The organism is Streptomyces sp. PTY087I2, assembly GCF_001687325.1.
Classification (GTDB): Bacteria; Actinomycetota; Actinomycetes; order Streptomycetales; family Streptomycetaceae; genus Streptomyces.
In genome coordinates this window covers 39,696-56,154 of record NZ_LZRD01000012.1, presented here as the reverse complement: position 1 = coordinate 56,154, position 16,459 = coordinate 39,696, and the positions used below count along the sequence as shown (strand labels likewise).

The 16,459-nt window shown below is 70.6% G+C and carries 10 protein-coding genes and 3 pseudogenes; 4 read left to right on the top strand and 9 right to left on the bottom strand.

Going from position 1 to position 16,459, the window contains the following annotated elements; translation table 11 throughout:
- Positions 1-29: 29 nt before the first annotated feature.
- Positions 30-503, top strand: a pseudogene (locus A3Q37_RS35720) (helix-turn-helix domain-containing protein); the annotation flags it as partial.
- A 111-nt stretch (positions 504-614) separates the two neighbouring features.
- On the opposite strand, the gene A3Q37_RS15185 reads toward A3Q37_RS35720, so the two are convergent.
- The 5 genes and pseudogenes from A3Q37_RS15185 to A3Q37_RS15170 form a co-directional block, all read right to left on the bottom strand.
- Positions 615-1,754, bottom strand: coding sequence for a sorbosone dehydrogenase family protein (locus tag A3Q37_RS15185; protein WP_065484295.1), 1,140 nt, complete (start codon positions 1,752-1,754; stop codon positions 615-617).
- Positions 1,755-2,132: 378 nt separating this feature from the next.
- Positions 2,133-4,061 (bottom strand): HtaA domain-containing protein, encoded by a 1,929-nt coding sequence (locus tag A3Q37_RS15180; protein WP_065484292.1) that lies wholly within the window; start codon positions 4,059-4,061, stop codon positions 2,133-2,135.
- 228 nt (positions 4,062-4,289) lie between these two features.
- Complete coding sequence (locus A3Q37_RS15175; protein ID WP_065484281.1) at positions 4,290-5,435, bottom strand: RNA polymerase sigma factor; 1,146 nt, start codon at positions 5,433-5,435, stop codon at positions 4,290-4,292.
- A gap of 10 nt (positions 5,436-5,445) precedes the next feature.
- Positions 5,446-5,850, bottom strand: a pseudogene (locus A3Q37_RS35715) (YciI family protein); the annotation flags it as partial.
- A 181-nt stretch (positions 5,851-6,031) separates the two neighbouring features.
- Positions 6,032-7,240, bottom strand: coding sequence for a saccharopine dehydrogenase family protein (locus A3Q37_RS15170; RefSeq protein ID WP_065484278.1), 1,209 nt, complete (start codon positions 7,238-7,240; stop codon positions 6,032-6,034).
- 169 nt (positions 7,241-7,409) lie between these two features.
- On the opposite strand from A3Q37_RS15170, the gene A3Q37_RS15165 reads away from it, so the two are divergent.
- Entirely contained in the window at positions 7,410-8,141 is a 732-nt protein-coding gene (locus A3Q37_RS15165) for a TetR/AcrR family transcriptional regulator (RefSeq protein ID WP_065484275.1), read from the top strand.
- A gap of 9 nt (positions 8,142-8,150) precedes the next feature.
- On the opposite strand, the gene A3Q37_RS15160 is transcribed toward A3Q37_RS15165, so the two are convergent.
- Positions 8,151-9,257 (bottom strand): DNA glycosylase AlkZ-like family protein, encoded by a 1,107-nt coding sequence (locus A3Q37_RS15160; RefSeq protein WP_255311823.1) that lies wholly within the window; start codon positions 9,255-9,257, stop codon positions 8,151-8,153.
- 117 nt (positions 9,258-9,374) lie between these two features.
- Between A3Q37_RS15160 and A3Q37_RS15155 the strand changes: the two genes are divergently transcribed.
- Positions 9,375-9,974: a DUF998 domain-containing protein gene (locus A3Q37_RS15155; protein ID WP_065484267.1), complete on the top strand. Its 600-nt coding sequence runs from the start codon at positions 9,375-9,377 to the stop codon at positions 9,972-9,974.
- A 24-nt stretch (positions 9,975-9,998) separates the two neighbouring features.
- Here the strand turns inward: A3Q37_RS15155 and A3Q37_RS37810 are convergent.
- The 3 genes and pseudogenes from A3Q37_RS37810 to A3Q37_RS15140 all read right to left on the bottom strand — a co-directional run bounded on the left by A3Q37_RS37810 (position 9,999) and on the right by A3Q37_RS15140 (position 15,055).
- Positions 9,999-10,545 (bottom strand): annotated as a pseudogene (locus A3Q37_RS37810) (hypothetical protein).
- An 81-nt stretch (positions 10,546-10,626) separates the two neighbouring features.
- Positions 10,627-13,629 carry a family 16 glycoside hydrolase gene (locus A3Q37_RS15145; protein WP_065484258.1) on the bottom strand — a complete coding sequence of 1,001 codons (3,003 nt, stop codon included), beginning with the start codon at positions 13,627-13,629 and terminating at the stop codon, positions 10,627-10,629.
- Positions 13,630-14,092: 463 nt separating this feature from the next.
- Positions 14,093-15,055: a helix-turn-helix transcriptional regulator gene (locus A3Q37_RS15140; protein ID WP_079137808.1), complete on the bottom strand. Its 963-nt coding sequence runs from the start codon at positions 15,053-15,055 to the stop codon at positions 14,093-14,095.
- 193 nt (positions 15,056-15,248) lie between these two features.
- On the opposite strand from A3Q37_RS15140, the gene A3Q37_RS15135 reads away from it, so the two are divergent.
- Complete coding sequence (locus tag A3Q37_RS15135) at positions 15,249-16,451, top strand: MFS transporter (protein ID WP_065484249.1); 1,203 nt, start codon at positions 15,249-15,251, stop codon at positions 16,449-16,451.
- Positions 16,452-16,459: the final 8 nt, after the last annotated feature.

The following is a 16,459-nucleotide window of genomic DNA, read 5'->3' as shown; positions in this document are numbered from 1 at the left end:
GCGTGGCCCAGGGCTGGTCCCTGTAGGAGCTGGCCGCCCGGGCGAAGGTCAGCCAGTCCACGCTCAGCCGCATCGAGAACGGCCGGCGGCGGCTGGCCCTGGACCAGCTCGTCACGCTCGCCCGTGCCCTGGACACCTCGCTCGACCAGCTGGTCGAGACCGCCTCCGACGACATCGTCTCCAACCCGATGATCGACGGGGCACACGGGCAGATGCGGTGGCCCATCAAGGCGGAGCCCGGCATGACCGTCATCCGCCAGCGCATCACCGAGCCGCCGCCCGACAACCCCTCGCGGCTGCGCGCACATCCGGGCCGGGAATGGCTCGTCGTCCTGTCCGGCACCGCGATCCTGCTCCTGGGCAACCGCCGCCTGCGGATCGAGACGAACCAGGCGGCGGAGTTCCCCACGATGCTCCCGCACGCGATCGGCGCCGAGGGCGGTCCGTGCGAGCTGCTCGGCATCTTCGACCGGGACGCCCGCCGCGGCCACCAGCGCGGCGAAGCCACGGAGAAACGCGGAGAAGGCTCGGACAAGAAGGGGCCCCGCCGATCATCATGTTCGGCGGGGCCGGCCTCCGGTCCACGCGGTCGGCCTCCCGCGCGGGTCAGCCGCTCACGCGGGATCGACGCGCGAGACGACGCCGTTGCTGCCGAGCACGTACAGCTCGCCGTCGCCGCCCTCCGCGAACGAGATGACCTCGCCGCCGCTGACGCCGAGGTCGCCCACGCCGGTCACCTCGCCGTCCTCCAGCTGGAGTGTCCGCAGGGTGCCGTCGCAGTAGTCGCTGAACACGTAGCTGCCCCGGAGGTCCGGGAGCGCGTCGCCGCGGTAGACGAATCCGCCGGTCACCGAGCAGCCCAGGCCCGTACGGTCGTACTCGTGGACCGGCGGGACGTGGTTCGCGGGCTCTGTGCCGCCCCGGAAGGGGTGCGTGCCCTCCATGGAGGACCAGCCGTAGTTCTCGCCGCCCTTACTGGCCGCCGGGGCCCAGTCGATCTCCTCCCAGTCGCTCTGGCCGACATCGCCGATCAGCAGGTCGCCCGTGCCCGCGTCGAAGGAGAACCGCCAGGGATTGCGCAGCCCGTACGCCCAGATCTCGTCCTTCGCGTTCGCGTCGTCCACGAACGGGTTGTCGGCCGGGACCGCGTACGGTTCGCCGCCGCTCGGGTCGATCCGCAGCAGCTTGCCGAGCAGGGTGTCGAGCTTCTGCCCGTTGCCGTGCGGGTCGCCGCCCGAGCCGCCGTCCCCGAAGGCGATGTACAGATAGCCGTCGGGGCCGAACTTGATGTCCCCGCCGTTGTGGTTCGCGTACGGCTGGGTCTGGGTGAGGACCGTACGCCGTGTCTCCGGCCGGAGTTGACCGCCCTCCACCGCGAACTCGTCGATCGTGCTCGTGCCTTCGAGGTCGGTGTACGAGATGTAGAAGTGCGCGAACGTCTTGTCGAACGCGACGCCCAGCAGGCCGCGTTCGCCGTCGGTGGTGGTCTCGTCGGAGATGTCGAGGACGGGATCCCCGAGCCCGGAATCGTCCAAAACCCGTACGGTGCCAGCGCGTTCGGCGATCCACAGCGTGTCATCGGGTCCGGCCGCGCCCGCGGACGGCCCCTGGGCCCTGGCCACTTCGGTCAGGGAGGCGCTCACCTGCTGAACGGGGGCGTCGGCGGGCTCGTCCGCCGACGCCGTGGCCAACGCCAGGGACGTGACGAGGCAGAGCGTTCCGATGATCGCCGAGCTTCTGGTACGAAATTTCACCGTGACCTCCTGGAGGCGGCGAATGGGGGGAAGTCACCCGGCTGCTCGAACGGAGTTGAGTGGGGGCACGAGCCGGCAGGCAACCTGGGTGGGGGACGGTGTGTCACCGGCTACGGGTGAGGATAGGGGGACGGACACGTCTTGGACTAGACCAGCGTTACGGAGTCTTCGTCGCCCAACTGCCCGCCTCCGGCCGGGCACTGGTTCTCCGGGCAGTTCCAGGAACTGCTCCGTAACGCCCACCCGCCGCTCGACCGAGGCAGCGGAACCGCGAGTCGGGGACGTACGCGGGACGTCGGGAACGTATGCGGGCCGCGGTCGACGGGACCGTTCCCGTCGGCCGCGGCCCGCTCACTCGCTGGGCTTACGTGCCCTGGTTCAGCGCACGTCGACGTGGTCACCGGAGCTGGTCGTGCCCAGGCGGGACGAGGTGGCCTTGAACTGGGCCTTCCAGGTGCCGTCCTTCTTCGCGGTGAAGCCCTTCGAGAAGACGCCCTTGCTGTTGGTCTTCACGGTCGCCGACTTGCTCCACTTGGCGGCACCGTCGGCCTTGAACAGGATGACCACGGACTGGCCGGAGGTGTTCTTCCAGGTGCCGTCCAGGCTGCGCAGGGTGCCCTTGACCGTGATCGTGCGGCCCTTGCGGACCGGCTCCGGGGAGGCGTTGAAGCCGGACACCGAGGTGCGCAGCTTGACGTCCACGTAGTCCGAGGAGCTCACGGCCGCGGCCCGGTCGGCGGTCCCCGCGTAACGGGCCCGCCAGGTGCCGTCCTTGACGGCGGTGACCGACGCCGTGGCCACGCCCTTCTTGTCCGTGGTGACCGACGCGGCGCGGCTCCAGGTCTTGGCGCCCTTCGCCCGGAACTCGACGACCACGGGCGTCTTGGCGAGCGGACGCCAGACGTCGTCCGTGGCGCCGGACGTCTGGAGCGTGCCGACGACCTTCAGCTTGCTGCCCTTGCCGACCGGCTCGGGGGAGGCGTTGAAGGAGACGATACGGGCGGGCACGGCGGACACCGTGAGCGTCGCGGCCGACGTGGCGGTCTCACCGGACGCGTTGACGAAGACGGCGCGGTAGCGGTGGCCGTTCAGGGCGGCGGACGCCTTCACCGACAGGGTGGCCTTGGTGGCCCCGGACACGGTGCTCCAGGTCGCGCCCTTGTCGGCGCTGCGCTCCCAGCGGACCGAGTCGTATCCGTCCGCGGCGGCGGTGAAGGCGGCGGTGGCGCCCGAGCGGACCTTACGGGAGACGGGCTGCTGGGTGATGGTGGCGGCGGGGATTTCGACGCCGAACGTGAGCGGCTGGGCCACGTCCTGGGCGCGGGACGGCATCCAGGTGGGGTCGGCGCTGTCGTGCGAGTTGAAGCTCGTGACGAAGCAGGCGGTGGTCCGGCAGTCGACGGCGGGGCCCCCGGAGGGAGTGAACGTCTCGGTGAGCTTCGCCGTCACGCTGAAGGTGCCGTCCGCGCCGACCTGGCGGACGTACACCGCGTTGCCGAAGACGCTGGGGTACGTGGTGCCGGGCATGGCGATGGACTGGGCCAGGTAGACGCCGCGCCCGGGCTGGTAGCCCTTGCCGCTGACGGTGACCTCGGTCTCCGCGCCCAGATCGGTGACCTGGCTGACCGTCAGCGTCGGGACGCTGACGGTACCGCTGATGGCGAGGGGATCCAGCGCCGTGCCCGCCGGGTACATGGGCCGGCCCTGGAAGGCGAAGATCGCCGCGCCCTCGCCGGTGAGCGAGGCCGTGATGCCCGACCAGTCGAGTGCGCCACCGTCGAGGGAGCCGGCGGACGCCGCGAGGGTGGCGAGCGGCACCCCGGACGTGGTGACCGGGTCCTCACCCGCGACGAGATCGGTTGTCACGTCCATGTGCAGCGTGCCCTGGCCGTCCTTGAGGACGACACGCGGGTTGGCCAGCGTGATCGCGGTGATCCCGTGGCTGGGCACCGCGTAGGTCACCGAGCCGCCGAAGCGCACATCGGCGGAGCGCCCCGCCGGGTCGACCGAGCCGTGCTTGACGGGGTAGTCGACCTTTCCGGCCGCGTCGGCGGTCGCACCGCCGCCCGCGGTCACCGAGCCGCCGAACATCGCGACGTAACGGACCCAGGACTCCTTGAAGCCCCAGGAGGACTGCCCGGTCACCAGGATCGGGGCGGCCGCCGACGTCGTGCCGCCGGTCTCGGCCCGCGCCGCGGCGTGGACCCCCGGGGCGGCGGAGGCGGGAACGGCGAGGACGCCGGCGCCCACGGATATGACGGTCAGGGCGGCGAGAGCGGCCAGGCGGCCGCGGCGGGGCATGGACATGCGCTGCATGTCTCCTTCGGGGGAGGGGCACAGCGCGCGTCGGAACGGAGCCGTGCCCGGGAGACGAACGAAAGAAGGGGGGATACCGGCTTCTCGGCGTGTGGGGACCCGAAGACGACAAACGCATATTAGGTGAGGCTTACCTAATTGTCACGATGAGGGTGGTGGCCCGCCGGCCCGGTCCGCCACCTTCGAACGCCTTCGGAGCCGGAGGCCGCCGCCCCCGCCTCAACGCCGAAGACCGGCGTTGAGCCGCGCGGCCCGGCGCGTCAGATGGTCGCGCTCGGCGAGCGTGGGAGCCTTGCGGGCGGCCTCCGCGTACAGCCGCGCGGCCGTCGGCAGATCGCCGTCACGCTCGTGCAGATACGCCGCGACCGCCGTACGGCGCGGCAACGAGTCGCTCAGCGCGGCGAGTTCGGCCAGCCCGGCACGCGGACCGTCCGCCTCGCCGACCGCCACCGCCCGGTTGAGCCGGACGACCGGGCTGTCCGTCAGACCCGCCAGCTCGTCGTACCACTCGACGATCTGCACCCAGTCGGTCTCCTCGGCGGTCGGCGCGTCAGCGTGGAGCGCCGCGACGGCGGCCTGGGCCTGGAACTCGCCCAGCCGGTCCCGGGCGAGGGCCGCCTGCAAAATCTCCACGCCCTCGGCGATCATCCCGGTGTCCCACAGGCCCCGGTCCTGCTCGGCGAGCGGCACCAGGCTCCCGTCGGGCGCGGTCCGGGAGGCGCGCCGGGCATGGTGGAGCAGCATCAGGGCGAGCAGCCCCGCCACCTCCGGGTGGTCGATCGCCGCCGCGAGCTGCCGGGTGAGCCGGATCGCCTCCGCGGCGAGGTCGACATCCCCGGAATAGCCCTCGTTGAAGACCAGATACAGCACGCGCAGCACGGTGGAGACATCGCCGGGCCGGTCGAACCTCACCCCGGAGACGGTGCGCTTGGCCCGGCTGATCCGCTGCGCCATCGTCGCCTCGGGCACCAGATACGCCCGGGCGATCTGGCGGGTCGTGAGCCCGCCGACGGCGCGCAGCGTGAGCGCGACGGCCGACGACGGGCTCAACGACGGGTGGGCGCACAGGAAGTAGAGCTGGAGCGTGTCGTCCACCGCCGACGCGGGGCCCGGCGCCGGCTCCTCCTCGACGAGGTCCTCGCGCCGCCGCCGGGAGGCATCCGCCCGGGTCGCGTCGAGGAACCGCCGCCAGGCCACGGTGACCAGCCAGCCCTTCGGATCCCGCGGCGCGTCGTCCGGCCAGACGCGGACCGCCTCGACCAGGGCGTCCTGCACGGCGTCCTCGGCCGCCGCGAAATCTGCTCCGCGGCGGACGAGGACGGCGAGCACGCCCGGGGTGAGGCTCCGCAGAAGGAGCTCGTCCATCGGGGCGTCCCTCCGTGACGGTGGGCGGCGCGGTCAGGAACGGGCGCACCTCCAGCCACTCGTGGATCGGCTTCCCGCCCGCCCCGGGAGCGGCGGACAGCTCCCCGGCCAGTTCGACGGCCCGGTCGTGACTGTCGACATCGATGATCATCCAGCCGGCGATCAGATCCTTGGTCTCGGCGAACGGCCCGTCGGTGACCGGCGGGCGGCCCTCACCGTCGTACCGGACCCACGAACCCTCGGGGGCGAGCGCCTGACCGTCGACGAACTCCCCGGTCTTCTCCAGCCGGTCCGCGAAGTCCTGCATGTACTGCATGTGCGCCGAGATCTCCTCGGGCGTCCACCGGTCCATCGGGACGTCGTTGACCGCTGCCGGGGCGCCGCGGTAGTGCTTGAGCAGCAGGTACTTGGCCATGATGTCTCTCTCCTCGGTGCTGGGCGGCCCATTCTGGTCGCTCTCACTACGGGGACGGAGCCGGATCCGGGTTCTCGACATCGTCGCCCAAAATCTTCTCGACTTTTTTCGACGGCCCGCGAACGGCCAGTGGTGAGACCGTGGACGGGCTCGCGAACGGCCCCACGGCCGGGCCCCGCGTTCACTGCTCGCGCATGCCCCAAGGCGACCCGTACGCGACGAGCAGATCGAGGAACGGGCGCGGATCCAGCGCCTCGGCGCCGAGCACACCCGCGCCGCTCCAGACACCGCCCGCCACCAGCTCCAGGGCGATCACCGGGTTGATCGCCGTCTGCCAGACCACGGCCTGGGAGCCGTACTCGCGCATCGACCACTGATTGTCGACCACGTGGTAGAGGTACACCTCGCGGGGCGCGCCGCCCTTCGTGCCCTTCACCCAGGTACCGGCACAGGTCTTGCCCCGCATCAGCTCGCCCAGGGAGGCCGGGTCGGGCAGACAGGCCGCGACCACGTCACGGGGCGACACGTCGCCGCCGGGCACGGTCACCTTGTCCGTGCGGTCGAGGCCGAGCCGGTGGAGGGTCTTGAGGGTCTCGATGAACTCCTCGCCCAGCCCGTACTTGAACGTGACGCGCCGGGACTCCACCCAGCGCGGAATCAGCAGAACCTCCTCGTGCTCGACGTTCACGCACTCCACCGGACCGATACCTTCGGGGAAGTCGAAGACCTCCGGCTCGCTGAACGGTGCCGTGGTGAACCAGCCCCGGTCCTTCTCCCAGATCACCGGCGGGTTCAGGCACTCCTCGATGGTGGTCCAGATCGAGAACGACGGGGCGAAGTCATAGCCCTCGACGGTGAGGTTCGCACCGTCCCGGACACCGATCTCCTCGATCTCGTCGAACAGTTCGTCCGCCGCGTACCGGGCGAAGACATCGGAGAGCCCCGGCTCGACCCCCACTCCGACGAGCGCGAGCCGCCCCGCCTCCTCCCACGCGGCGGCACGCTCGAACTGCCCGTCGCCGAGCTTCACCCCGCACTCCTCGTACGGGCGCTCCGGATGCGGGGAGGACAGGGACATGGCCATGTCCAGATAGTCGACCCCGGCGGCCAGCGCCGCGTCGAACAACGGCATCACGAACCGGGGATCGGTCGCGTTCACGAGGATGTCGCACCGCTGCTCGGCGATCAGGGCGGCGACCGCCGCCCGGTCCGAGGCATCGACGCGCAGCGCGGTGAACCTGCCCCCGTCCCCGCCCAGCGCGGCCACCGCCGCCTCGGCCCGGGAGAGGTCGTAGTCGGTGACGACCATGTGGTCGAAGAAGGAGCGGCGGGCGGCGATTCTGGTGATCGCCGTACCCACGCCACCTGCGCCGACGAGGAGTACGCGCATGGCGGATGTGCCTTTCGTCGAGGGGCCGGCCGTACGGGCCGGTGCCCTTGGATTCGTCCATGAAAGGGGCGCACTTGAGTAACGTCAACGCTGTTGGCATAAGGTGAGGAGGCCCGACAGGTCAGCACCGCTGCCCGCCGGGTACGGGGAGACGGATGGGAGAGCGCGCATGGCGAAGAAGGTGGTCGCGGAGGAGGAGCGGCGGCGCAGACGGCCGACACGCCAGGGCGTGGTCGTCACCCAGCAGTTGATCGTCGAGACAGCGCTGCGCATGCTCCACGAACACGGCAGGGACGGACTGACCGTGCGCCGCCTGGGCCTCGCGCTCGGAGCCGACCCGAGCACGCTCTACCGCTACTTCCGCGGCATCGACGACCTGACCCTGGCCATCGCCGACGAACTGATCGGACGCGCGATGCGCGGTCGGCGGGCCACCGGACAGTGGCGCACCGACCTGCGCGAGATCGGCCTGCGCATCCACACCGCCTACCTGGCCCATCCGGAGGCCGCGGTGCTGACCGCCAGCCGGGTCAGCGGCCGGGCCAACGAGACCGCCGGCGACGAGACGATCCTCGGCATCCTGCGGTCGACCGGACTGCCCGACCCGGACGTCGTACGGATCTACCAGGCGTTCGTCGACCAGGCACTGGCCTTCGCCGCGCTGGACGCCGCGAGCCTCGCCCTGCCCGAAGCGGCACGCGCCGCCGACGAACAGGTCTGGCGCGCCACCTACGCCGAACTGCCCGCGGAAACCCACCCGAACATCGCCGCCCTCGCACCGCTGCTGGTCGCGAGGATGAACGACAGCGCGTACCCCACGGCCCTGGAAATGCTGCTCGACAGCGCGGAGGCAAGCATCCGGTGCACACGGCGCGACAACGACGACCCGGCCGAAGCCTGATATCCCCGGTCACTCGATCCGCAGGAGGGCGTCCTTCGCCCCGCGGGCCTCGGCGACGGCCTGCGCCTCGGTCTCCAGGGCCCGCCGCACCGCGGCGGACAGCGCGGCGAACCCCGCAACCGTCACCTCCACGCGCCGCCCCGAACCCCGAGCACGCCACGTGCCGACGATCTCCGACCCGACGAGCACCGCCCCCGGCCCGCCGATGGCCCGCCACAGCTCCCTCTGCCGTTCCCTCTCGGGCAGCAGCAGCGACCGGTCCCGCGCCTGGAGGAACGGATCGCCCGGCGGCAGCAGCCGTACGGTGCCGGTATCGGCGCGCGGAGCCCCGAGCAACGCGTCCACCTCGGACTCCGGAACCCAGGCCGACGCACCGTCCACCGAGACCTCGACCAGCCCGTCCGGCCACACCGACCGGATCGCGGTCGGCCGGGTCCCGAGGAACGCGGCCACCTCCGCCCGGTTGGCCGGACCGAGAAAGCGCAGGTAGGCGCGGACCAGGTCCGCCGTCCCCGACGCCGTGTCCGGCACAGGGAACCGCGACTCGAGCGGCGAAAGCACCGTCTTCCCCCGCTCGGAGCCGACCCGCACCGACCCGAACAGCCCGGCCTCCTGGAAGAGCAGCCCCGAGATGTGCCGCGCGTCGCACGGGGTACACCAGTACGTCAGCGATTCCGGTACGGCCGCGCTCACCGCCGTACTGACCTCGCCCTTTCCCAGCGGCTCCACCACGGTCCGGCGAAAGGCCTCCGCCGTGACGCGGAAGGCCGCCAGGCCGAGCTTCGCCCCCTCCTTGATCGACGCGGTGCTGATCCGGGCGGTGGCGTCCGCGTCGTCGAGCGGCCACAGAGCACGGGCCAGCGCCGCCAGCTCCGTACGCCGGTGCAGATGCGGCGCGCCGCGGAAGGACCAGACCCGCTCCAGCGCACCGGAGGAGGCACCTCGCGCGGCGAGCGCCACGGAGGCCGAGCCGTGCGGGGTGTCCTGAACACCGAGGACCAGGACACCCGGCGTGGGCGAGGCGCGGTCGAACCCCTGGGCCGCCACGCGATAACGCAGGACCTGCTCGCGACTCACATCGATCCGGGCGGTGCCGTTCACCTGCTGCCTACTCACCACAGGTCTCCGTACGCTACCGCCGCCGACCGCCCGAAGCCCGCCGGCAGGAGGCGCGGACGGCCGAAGAAGCCGGAGATCAGCGCGCGGCAAGATGCCCAGATTTATGCTGACTGAATGCGATCTGCTCCTTGGTGGGCCTTGGTCTCCTCCGGGTGCGCTCCCGTCCTGCTGGTCGGCTCCTGGATGATTGCGCAGGTGCGCCAGGGCCCTGCGTACGATCCCGCGACGGAGACCCTGAGCGTGCTCGCCTCCTACGGCGCTACCAGCTACTGGCTGATGACGGGGATGCTGCTGGTGCTGGGGACGTGTTACGTGGCCACGGCGCACGCGCTCCGGGAGGCTGCCCTCCTCGGACGGATGGCCCTGGCCGGCGGCGGCCTGTCCGCGCTGGCCCTGACCCTGGTGCCCGCCCCGAGCAGCGGCGGGGCGCTCGAACACGGAGCGGTGGCCACGGTGGGCGTCGTGCTGCTGGCGGTGTGGCCGCCATTGGCCGCCGTACGGGCCGGGAGACCGGTGCCGTGGGGGCTGCGCCTGGACGTGTCGCTGGCCGCGAGCGCGCTGATGTTCGCGAGTTGCCTGTGGTTCCTGGCGGAGCTCCAGACTTCCCGGGCCCCGGGCACCGCCGAGCGCGTCGTAACGTTCCTTCAGGCGCTGTGGCCGTTCCTGGTGGTGCTCTCCTGCCGCAGGGCCGTAGCCCGACAGGCTCCGAGGTGAAGCCCCGGCAGCGGCGGGGAACGCCTACGCCCTCGCCCAGCGCCGCAGCCAGCCGTCGAGGACCGCGTAGTCGCTGTCCCTGATCCCCTGCCGGGGCTCCACCCGGGTGGAGCAGGGCGGGGCCTGGGTGGTGGACGGCGACCCAGGACCGGTCGGTGCCGGTGATCTCGTCGTCGACCCAGACGAAGGGCCGGCCGGCGGCCCGTGCGACGAGGGTGCGGGTCTTCCAGTGCAGGCCGTTCCGCACGTCCTCTTCCTCCTCGCAACCGGTGGCCCCATCGGACTCGGAGGTCCCCGGCAGGCCGACGACCGGCAACGACGGCAAGCCGATGCGAGGGGCGACCCAGGTGTTCGCGTCCTCCATCCATGTGGTCGCCCAGACGAGTTCGCAGGGCAGAGCCGTGAGCCGGGGCCCGTGGTGGGGATTGATCCTGGCCAGGAGCGGATTCTCACGGGCGCCCAGGTCTTCGGGGCCGGTTTCGTAGGTCGGGTACGGCTGGGAGGCCCCGAAGGGGATGAGTGGTCCGTCGACGTCGAGGAACAACAGCGGACGGTGGGCTGTGGGGAGCACGCGGGCACGATAGCGGCTGCCCCCACCGGAACTCGACCTCAGGCCGGAGTCCGGTGGGGGCCGGTAGGGCGCGGGGCGGGCTCAGGTGAGAGGCTCGACCCACACATTCCGGTAGCGGACCTTGCTGCCGTGGTCCTGGAGCTTGATCGCTCCGGCTGTCGGCCCCTCGGCGATCCCACCGCCGGTGACTCCGTCGATGGCGACGTCGTCGTGGACGGTGACGCCGTTCCACACGACCGTGACCCGGGCATCCTCCGTCTTCGCCCCCGAGTCGTCGTAACGGGCGGCGCGGAAGGTGATGTCGTACGTCTGCCAGGTCTCCGGAGCCGTGGCCGCGTTCACGTCCGGGGCCTTCTTGGTGTAGATCGCCCCGGCCTCGTCGTCCGCGAGGGTGGTGTCGCCGTACGAGTCGAGGATCTGTATCTCGTAGCGCTCCTGGAGGTAGACGCCGCTGTTGGCGCGGTCCTGGCCGGTGACGTCCGGGGGCAGGTTCGGCAGCCAGAACTCGACGTGTGCGCGGAAGTCCTGGAAGCCCTGCTTGGTGCGCAGGTCACCGCCCGCGACCTCCATCGCCTCGCCGTTCACCGGCCACTCGGGCGTACGCCCGTCCGGGTGCTGCCAGGCAGCCTGGCCGGTGCCGTCGAAGAGCTGGACGCGGGCCCCCTTCGGATGGACGGTGATCATGTCCAGATTCACATGGCCCGTGTCACCGCTGTCGTAGGAGTACGTGATCGTGTTGCGGCCCTCGCGCAGTTCCAGCTGTTCGGTCCCCGTCGACCAGGTCTTCCAGTCGGTGGTGGAGAGCAGCTTGATCTGGCGCACCTTCTCACCGTTGACATGGACGCTCACCGTCTTCGTGCCGGGCGCCGGGTTCGGCCCGTTGGAGTAGCGCAGACCCACGTCGTACGTCCCCGCCTCGCCGGCCTCCACGTCGAAGGTGACCGCTGCGCCTTCCTGGCCGAAGTTGTCGACGAAGCCGCCGCCGGAGTAGCCCGCGTGCTCGGTGTCGAAGCCCGCGCCTCCGGTGAGGGTGGCTTCCTCCGCCTCGTACTGGGTGGCGGGGGGCTGGTCGCCGGGCAGGGAGTTGAGGGTGTACCAGGCCTCCGTGCTCCACAGCTCGGTGCCGTCGGCGGAGCTGAAGGGGCGCGGCGAGCGGATGTGGACGACCCGGTTCGCCTTGAGCCCGGGGATCGTCAGCGTGACCTTCTTACGGTCCTCGGAAAGGGTGGCCTCACCGACTTCGAGGGCCTCCTCGTCGATCTTGGGCCCGCCGTACGCGGGAGTCGGGGCGTACGTCCACTGCTCGACCCGATAACTCTCGGCGAGCTCCGCCGCGGTCTCCTCGGAGAGCGGCTCGGTGTACTCCAGCTCGAAGCCGCCCGGCTTCGCCCGCATGGCCAGGATGTCGAAGGCCTTGTCACCGCTGGGGGAGAGCTTCTGGAGCCCGTACGTCAACTTGCCCTCCTGCCCCCAGTTGCCGCCCGCGCCGAGACCGCCCGCGTAGATCGCACCGTCCGGGCCCATGCTGATCCGGTTGACACCGGCCTCCAGACCCTGGGTGAAGCGGAACACCGCCCCCTGGTACTCGCCGTCGACCTTCTCCAGGTACGCGCGCTGGATGCCGCCGTACGTGACGTCCCCGAACAGCATCTGCCCGGCGAACCGCCCCTCGGTCAATTGCAGGGGAGTGCTGGGCGAGTTGGCTATCTCGTTCTGCGGCAGCCACAGCACCGGCTTGGTGACCGGCTTGCCGTCGAAGGGGCCCGACGGGTTGGTGTAGTGGTTGAAGAAGCGGTCCTGCTTGATGTGGAGCAGCTTCGAGGACGGCAGCCAGCCGCCCTGGTTGTCGAGGACGAACATGTCGCCCTCGGGGCCCCAGCCGATGCCGTTGGGCGTACGGAGGCCACCGGCGATGTAGTCGACCTCGCCGGTCTCCTTGTTCACCTTGATGGTCGAACCCCGGTTGGGCGCCGGCTGCGGATCGGTGGTCGCCCCGCCCAGGTCGATCGCCACGGACAGGTTCAGGTAGAAGTACCCGTCGCGGTACAGCAGTCCGAAGGCGAACTCGTGGAAGTTCCCGCCGTACGGCCAGGTGGCGACGGTCCGCTTCTCATCGGTCACGTCGTCGCCGTCGGCGTCCGTGAGCTCGGTGAGCTCGTGCTTCTGCGAGACGTACAGCTTGCCGTCGACGGCCTTGATGCCCATGGGCTCCTTGAGCCCGTCGGCGACCTTCTTGGCGGTCACCTTCTCCGTATCGGTCTCGCCCTGGACGTTGTCGAGGAGGTAGACTTCACCGGTGGTGTTGTCGGTGCCGCCCCAGGTGGTCACGGCGAGCCGGCCGTCGGGCAGCCAGTCCATCGCGGTGACCTGCGGTTCGAAGCCCGCCGGGCGCAGATCGGTGAGCGCGTAGTCCGGGTGCGTCCCGGTCAGCGGCAGCCCGTCGCCGGGGGAGTCGAGGGCGCCTTCGCACTCCTTGCGCCCCGGGGCCGTCACCCGTACGACGTCGGCGTCGGTGCTGAGCACGGAGTTCGGCACGACGGCGAAGTCCGAGGCGCCTGGCGGCTTCCATTCAAGGGTGACCTGTTGGTCGCCGGTTCGGTCGAAGTGATCGATGTGCAGGGCATGGTGACCGGCTGTCAGTTCCGTCGATCCGTCCTTGGGCTCCGCACCGTGCAGCCCGTCGTGATCGATGACGGTGGAGTCGTTGATCCGCAGCCGCGAACCGTCGTCGCTGATCAGACGGAAGGCGTAGGAACCGTCCTCGGGAACGGTCAGGTTGGCGGTGACCTGGGAGACGAAGTAGTCGCCGAAGCCGAAGTCGTCCGGCGAGCTCCAGTCGATGACCGGCATCAACTTGTCTACGTTCGGCGTCTGTCCGGTCTTGATGTCGCACAACTCGCTGAGAGGAACCTGTACATCGAAGACGCGCAGGGTGACCCCCGGTTCCTGGGGCGGGAGTTCGTCCTGCGGCCTCGGCGTCGGCGCGGCGGCGGCCGGAGAGGCGGCAAAGGCGCCGACGAGAAACGCGGAGACCAGCAGACCGGTGAGATGTCTGCGGCAACGGTGGAGCGGCCGTGGATGCATTCTTCCTCCTGGCCCCTCGCGGCGAGGGGCACGTCGCGGCGGTGGGTGGGGCCACCCGGCGCCCGGGGGTGAACGGTTCGGCTCGTGCAGGCGGGGCGTGCTGCGTCCGGACAGGGAGACTCCGGTGGCTGCGTCGAGAACAGTAGGAGGCTTCTACCGGCGGCGTCCATACTTCGTCACCACAGTGTTCAAAGTTCGCAGGTGTTGATGCAAAGTAGCCAAACCCCTTACTGGTCAAGGGATCTGGCACATCATCAGCATCGATGGGGGCGACGGAAGGGCCCGTGGCCGACCCCGAAGCGGCCCGCCGCTTCCGCAGCGCTCTCGGCGCGGACACGCGCGTACGTCTGCGGGCGCCGGACCGGACACGAGCGGCGTTCACGCCGGCGGGACAGTCAGAAGTGTTTGTTCAGCGGGCAGTTGCCGACCAGCCCCGGCTTGGGGTCAATGCCTGGGTCGGGACTCAAGAGGACGCGTCGGTGGAGCGTTTCCGCGCCGCGTCGGCGCCCCAGCTGGCGAGCAGCCGCAGGGCCTCCTCGGAGGGTGATCCGGGTGCGGCGTGATAGGTGCTCAGATACTGATCCTCGTCGCCCTGGAGTGCGAGGGTTTCGTAACGCAGGGTCAGCTCGCCGACGAGCGGGTGCGTCAGACGCATGGGGCCATGGGTCTGCTGCTTGACGTCGTGTGCGGCCCACAGAGTACGGAACTCCGCGCTCTTCATGGAGAGTTCACCGACCAGCGAGGCAAGCTCCGCGTCGTCCGGGTAGAGACCGGCCCACAGCCGTAGCCGGCCCACGACATCCCGGGCCTTGCTGTCCCAGTCGGTGAAAAGCGTCCGGGAGGCGGGGTCGAGAAAGGCGACCCTGGCCCAGTTCCGGTCCCGAGGGGCCCGGGCCGCCCAGTCACCGAAGACGGCGGATGCGGTCTGGTTCCAGGCCAGCACATCGGAGCGGCGCCCCCACACATAGGCGGGGACTCCCTCCACAGCTGCCAGGAGGTCCCGCATCTCCGGCCTGACCTGCTGCCGCGGCGGTTCGACGGTCCTCTCCGCGCGCCGCTTGGGCTGAGCCAGCTGTAGAAGGTGGGCGTGCTCGGCCTCGGAGAGCCGGAGAACGCGAGAGACCGCGTCCACCACTTCGCGCGAGACATTGCGGGCGTTCCCCTGCTCGAATCGCGTGTAGTACGCCGCGGAGACCCCGGCAAGCTGCGCCAGCTCCTCCCGCCGCAGACCAGGGACGCGACGGCGCCGACTGTAATCGGTGAGCCCGACATCGGCCGGCTTCAGACGATCCCGGCGGGTACGCAGGAACTCACTGAGCTCCGCCCGAGGATCGAGGCTCTCACGCTGCGATTCCAGGGATTCCCGCTGCGGGGCTGTCTCCGCCGCCTTCGATGTGCCGGTCCGGGCGGCGCGATGAGTTGCCATGACTCGAGTATGGCGCGATTTACTCGCCCGATCCTGTCCCTGCCAGTGATAGCCCCGCGATACATAGACGAAAGGAGTGTCTGGCTAACCCCGGGATTTCGGCCGACTCTCGAATGGTCCTGACCGACGGCATCAGCCCTCGTCAGGAGCCATCCGCCCGACAGGGCTCCCTCACCGCCCCTGGGAAAGCATCATGACCGACACCATCACCCCACCTCCGGCAGCGGCCGTGGCCGCGCCGGGCCATCGCCTCCCGATCAAGGCCCTGCTGGGCCTGTTCCTGGCCGGATTCATCAGCATCCTCACCGAATGCCTTCCGGCCGGTCTGCTGCCCGAGATGAGCCGCACGCTGGGCACGAGCGTCTCCCTGACCGGCCAGACCGTCACCCTGTACGCCCTGGCCACCGCCCTCGGCGCCATCCCGCTGGCCCGCGCCACGGCCACCTGGCAGCGCAAGCACGTGCTACAGCTCGCACTCGCCGTCGTGGCGGTGATGAACGTGCTCACCGCGCTGTCCACCGACTACACGCTGACCATGGCCCTGCGCTTCGTCGCGGGCCTCGGCACCGGACTGATCTGGCCGCTGCTCGGCGGCTACGCCGCCCGCCTCGCCCCGGAGGGGCGGCAGGGCCGCGCCATCGCCATCGCCCTGGCGGGCACACCGATCGGCCTCGCCCTCGGGATCCCGCTGGGAACACTGCTCAGCAGTATCGGCGGCTGGGAGCTCGCCTTCTACGCCGCTGCCGCCGTGACCGCCCTGTCCATGGCCTGGGTGCTGGTGGCCGTCCCGAACCTGCCCGGCCGGCCGGTCGAGAGCCGGTTCACGATCGCGCAGGTCCTGGTCATCCCCGGGCTGCGACCCATCCTGTTCGCGCTCACCACGTACATGGTCGCGCACAACCTTCTCTACACCTACATCACGGACCTGCTCGCCCACGTGGGCATGGGCGGCCAGACCGGCTGGGTCCTGTTCACCTTCGGTGTCACCTCCGTACTGAGCGTGCTCGTCGTGGGCGCACACATCGACCGCCACCTGCGCAGGCTCACCGTGAGCAGCACCGTGGTGTTCGGAGCCGCCGCCCTCGTACTCGGTGCGGTGTCCGGCGTCCCGGCCCTGGTCTACGTCGCGGTGGCCGCGTGGGGCTTCGCGTTCGGCAGCTCCCCGAGCCTGTTCATCGGGGCCGTCATCAACGCCACCCGGCAGGCCGCGGACGTCGCCCAGTCGATCACCATCACTGTGTTCTCCGCCTCCATCGCCGTGGGCAGCTTCCTCGGCGGCCTGCTGATCGCGGGGCTGGGCACCACCTCACTGACCTGGGCGGCCCTCGCCCTCCTCGTCGCCTCGGCCGCCACCGTCATCGGCGGCAGGAAGCACACCTTCCCGCCGAACGGCTGACACCAGGG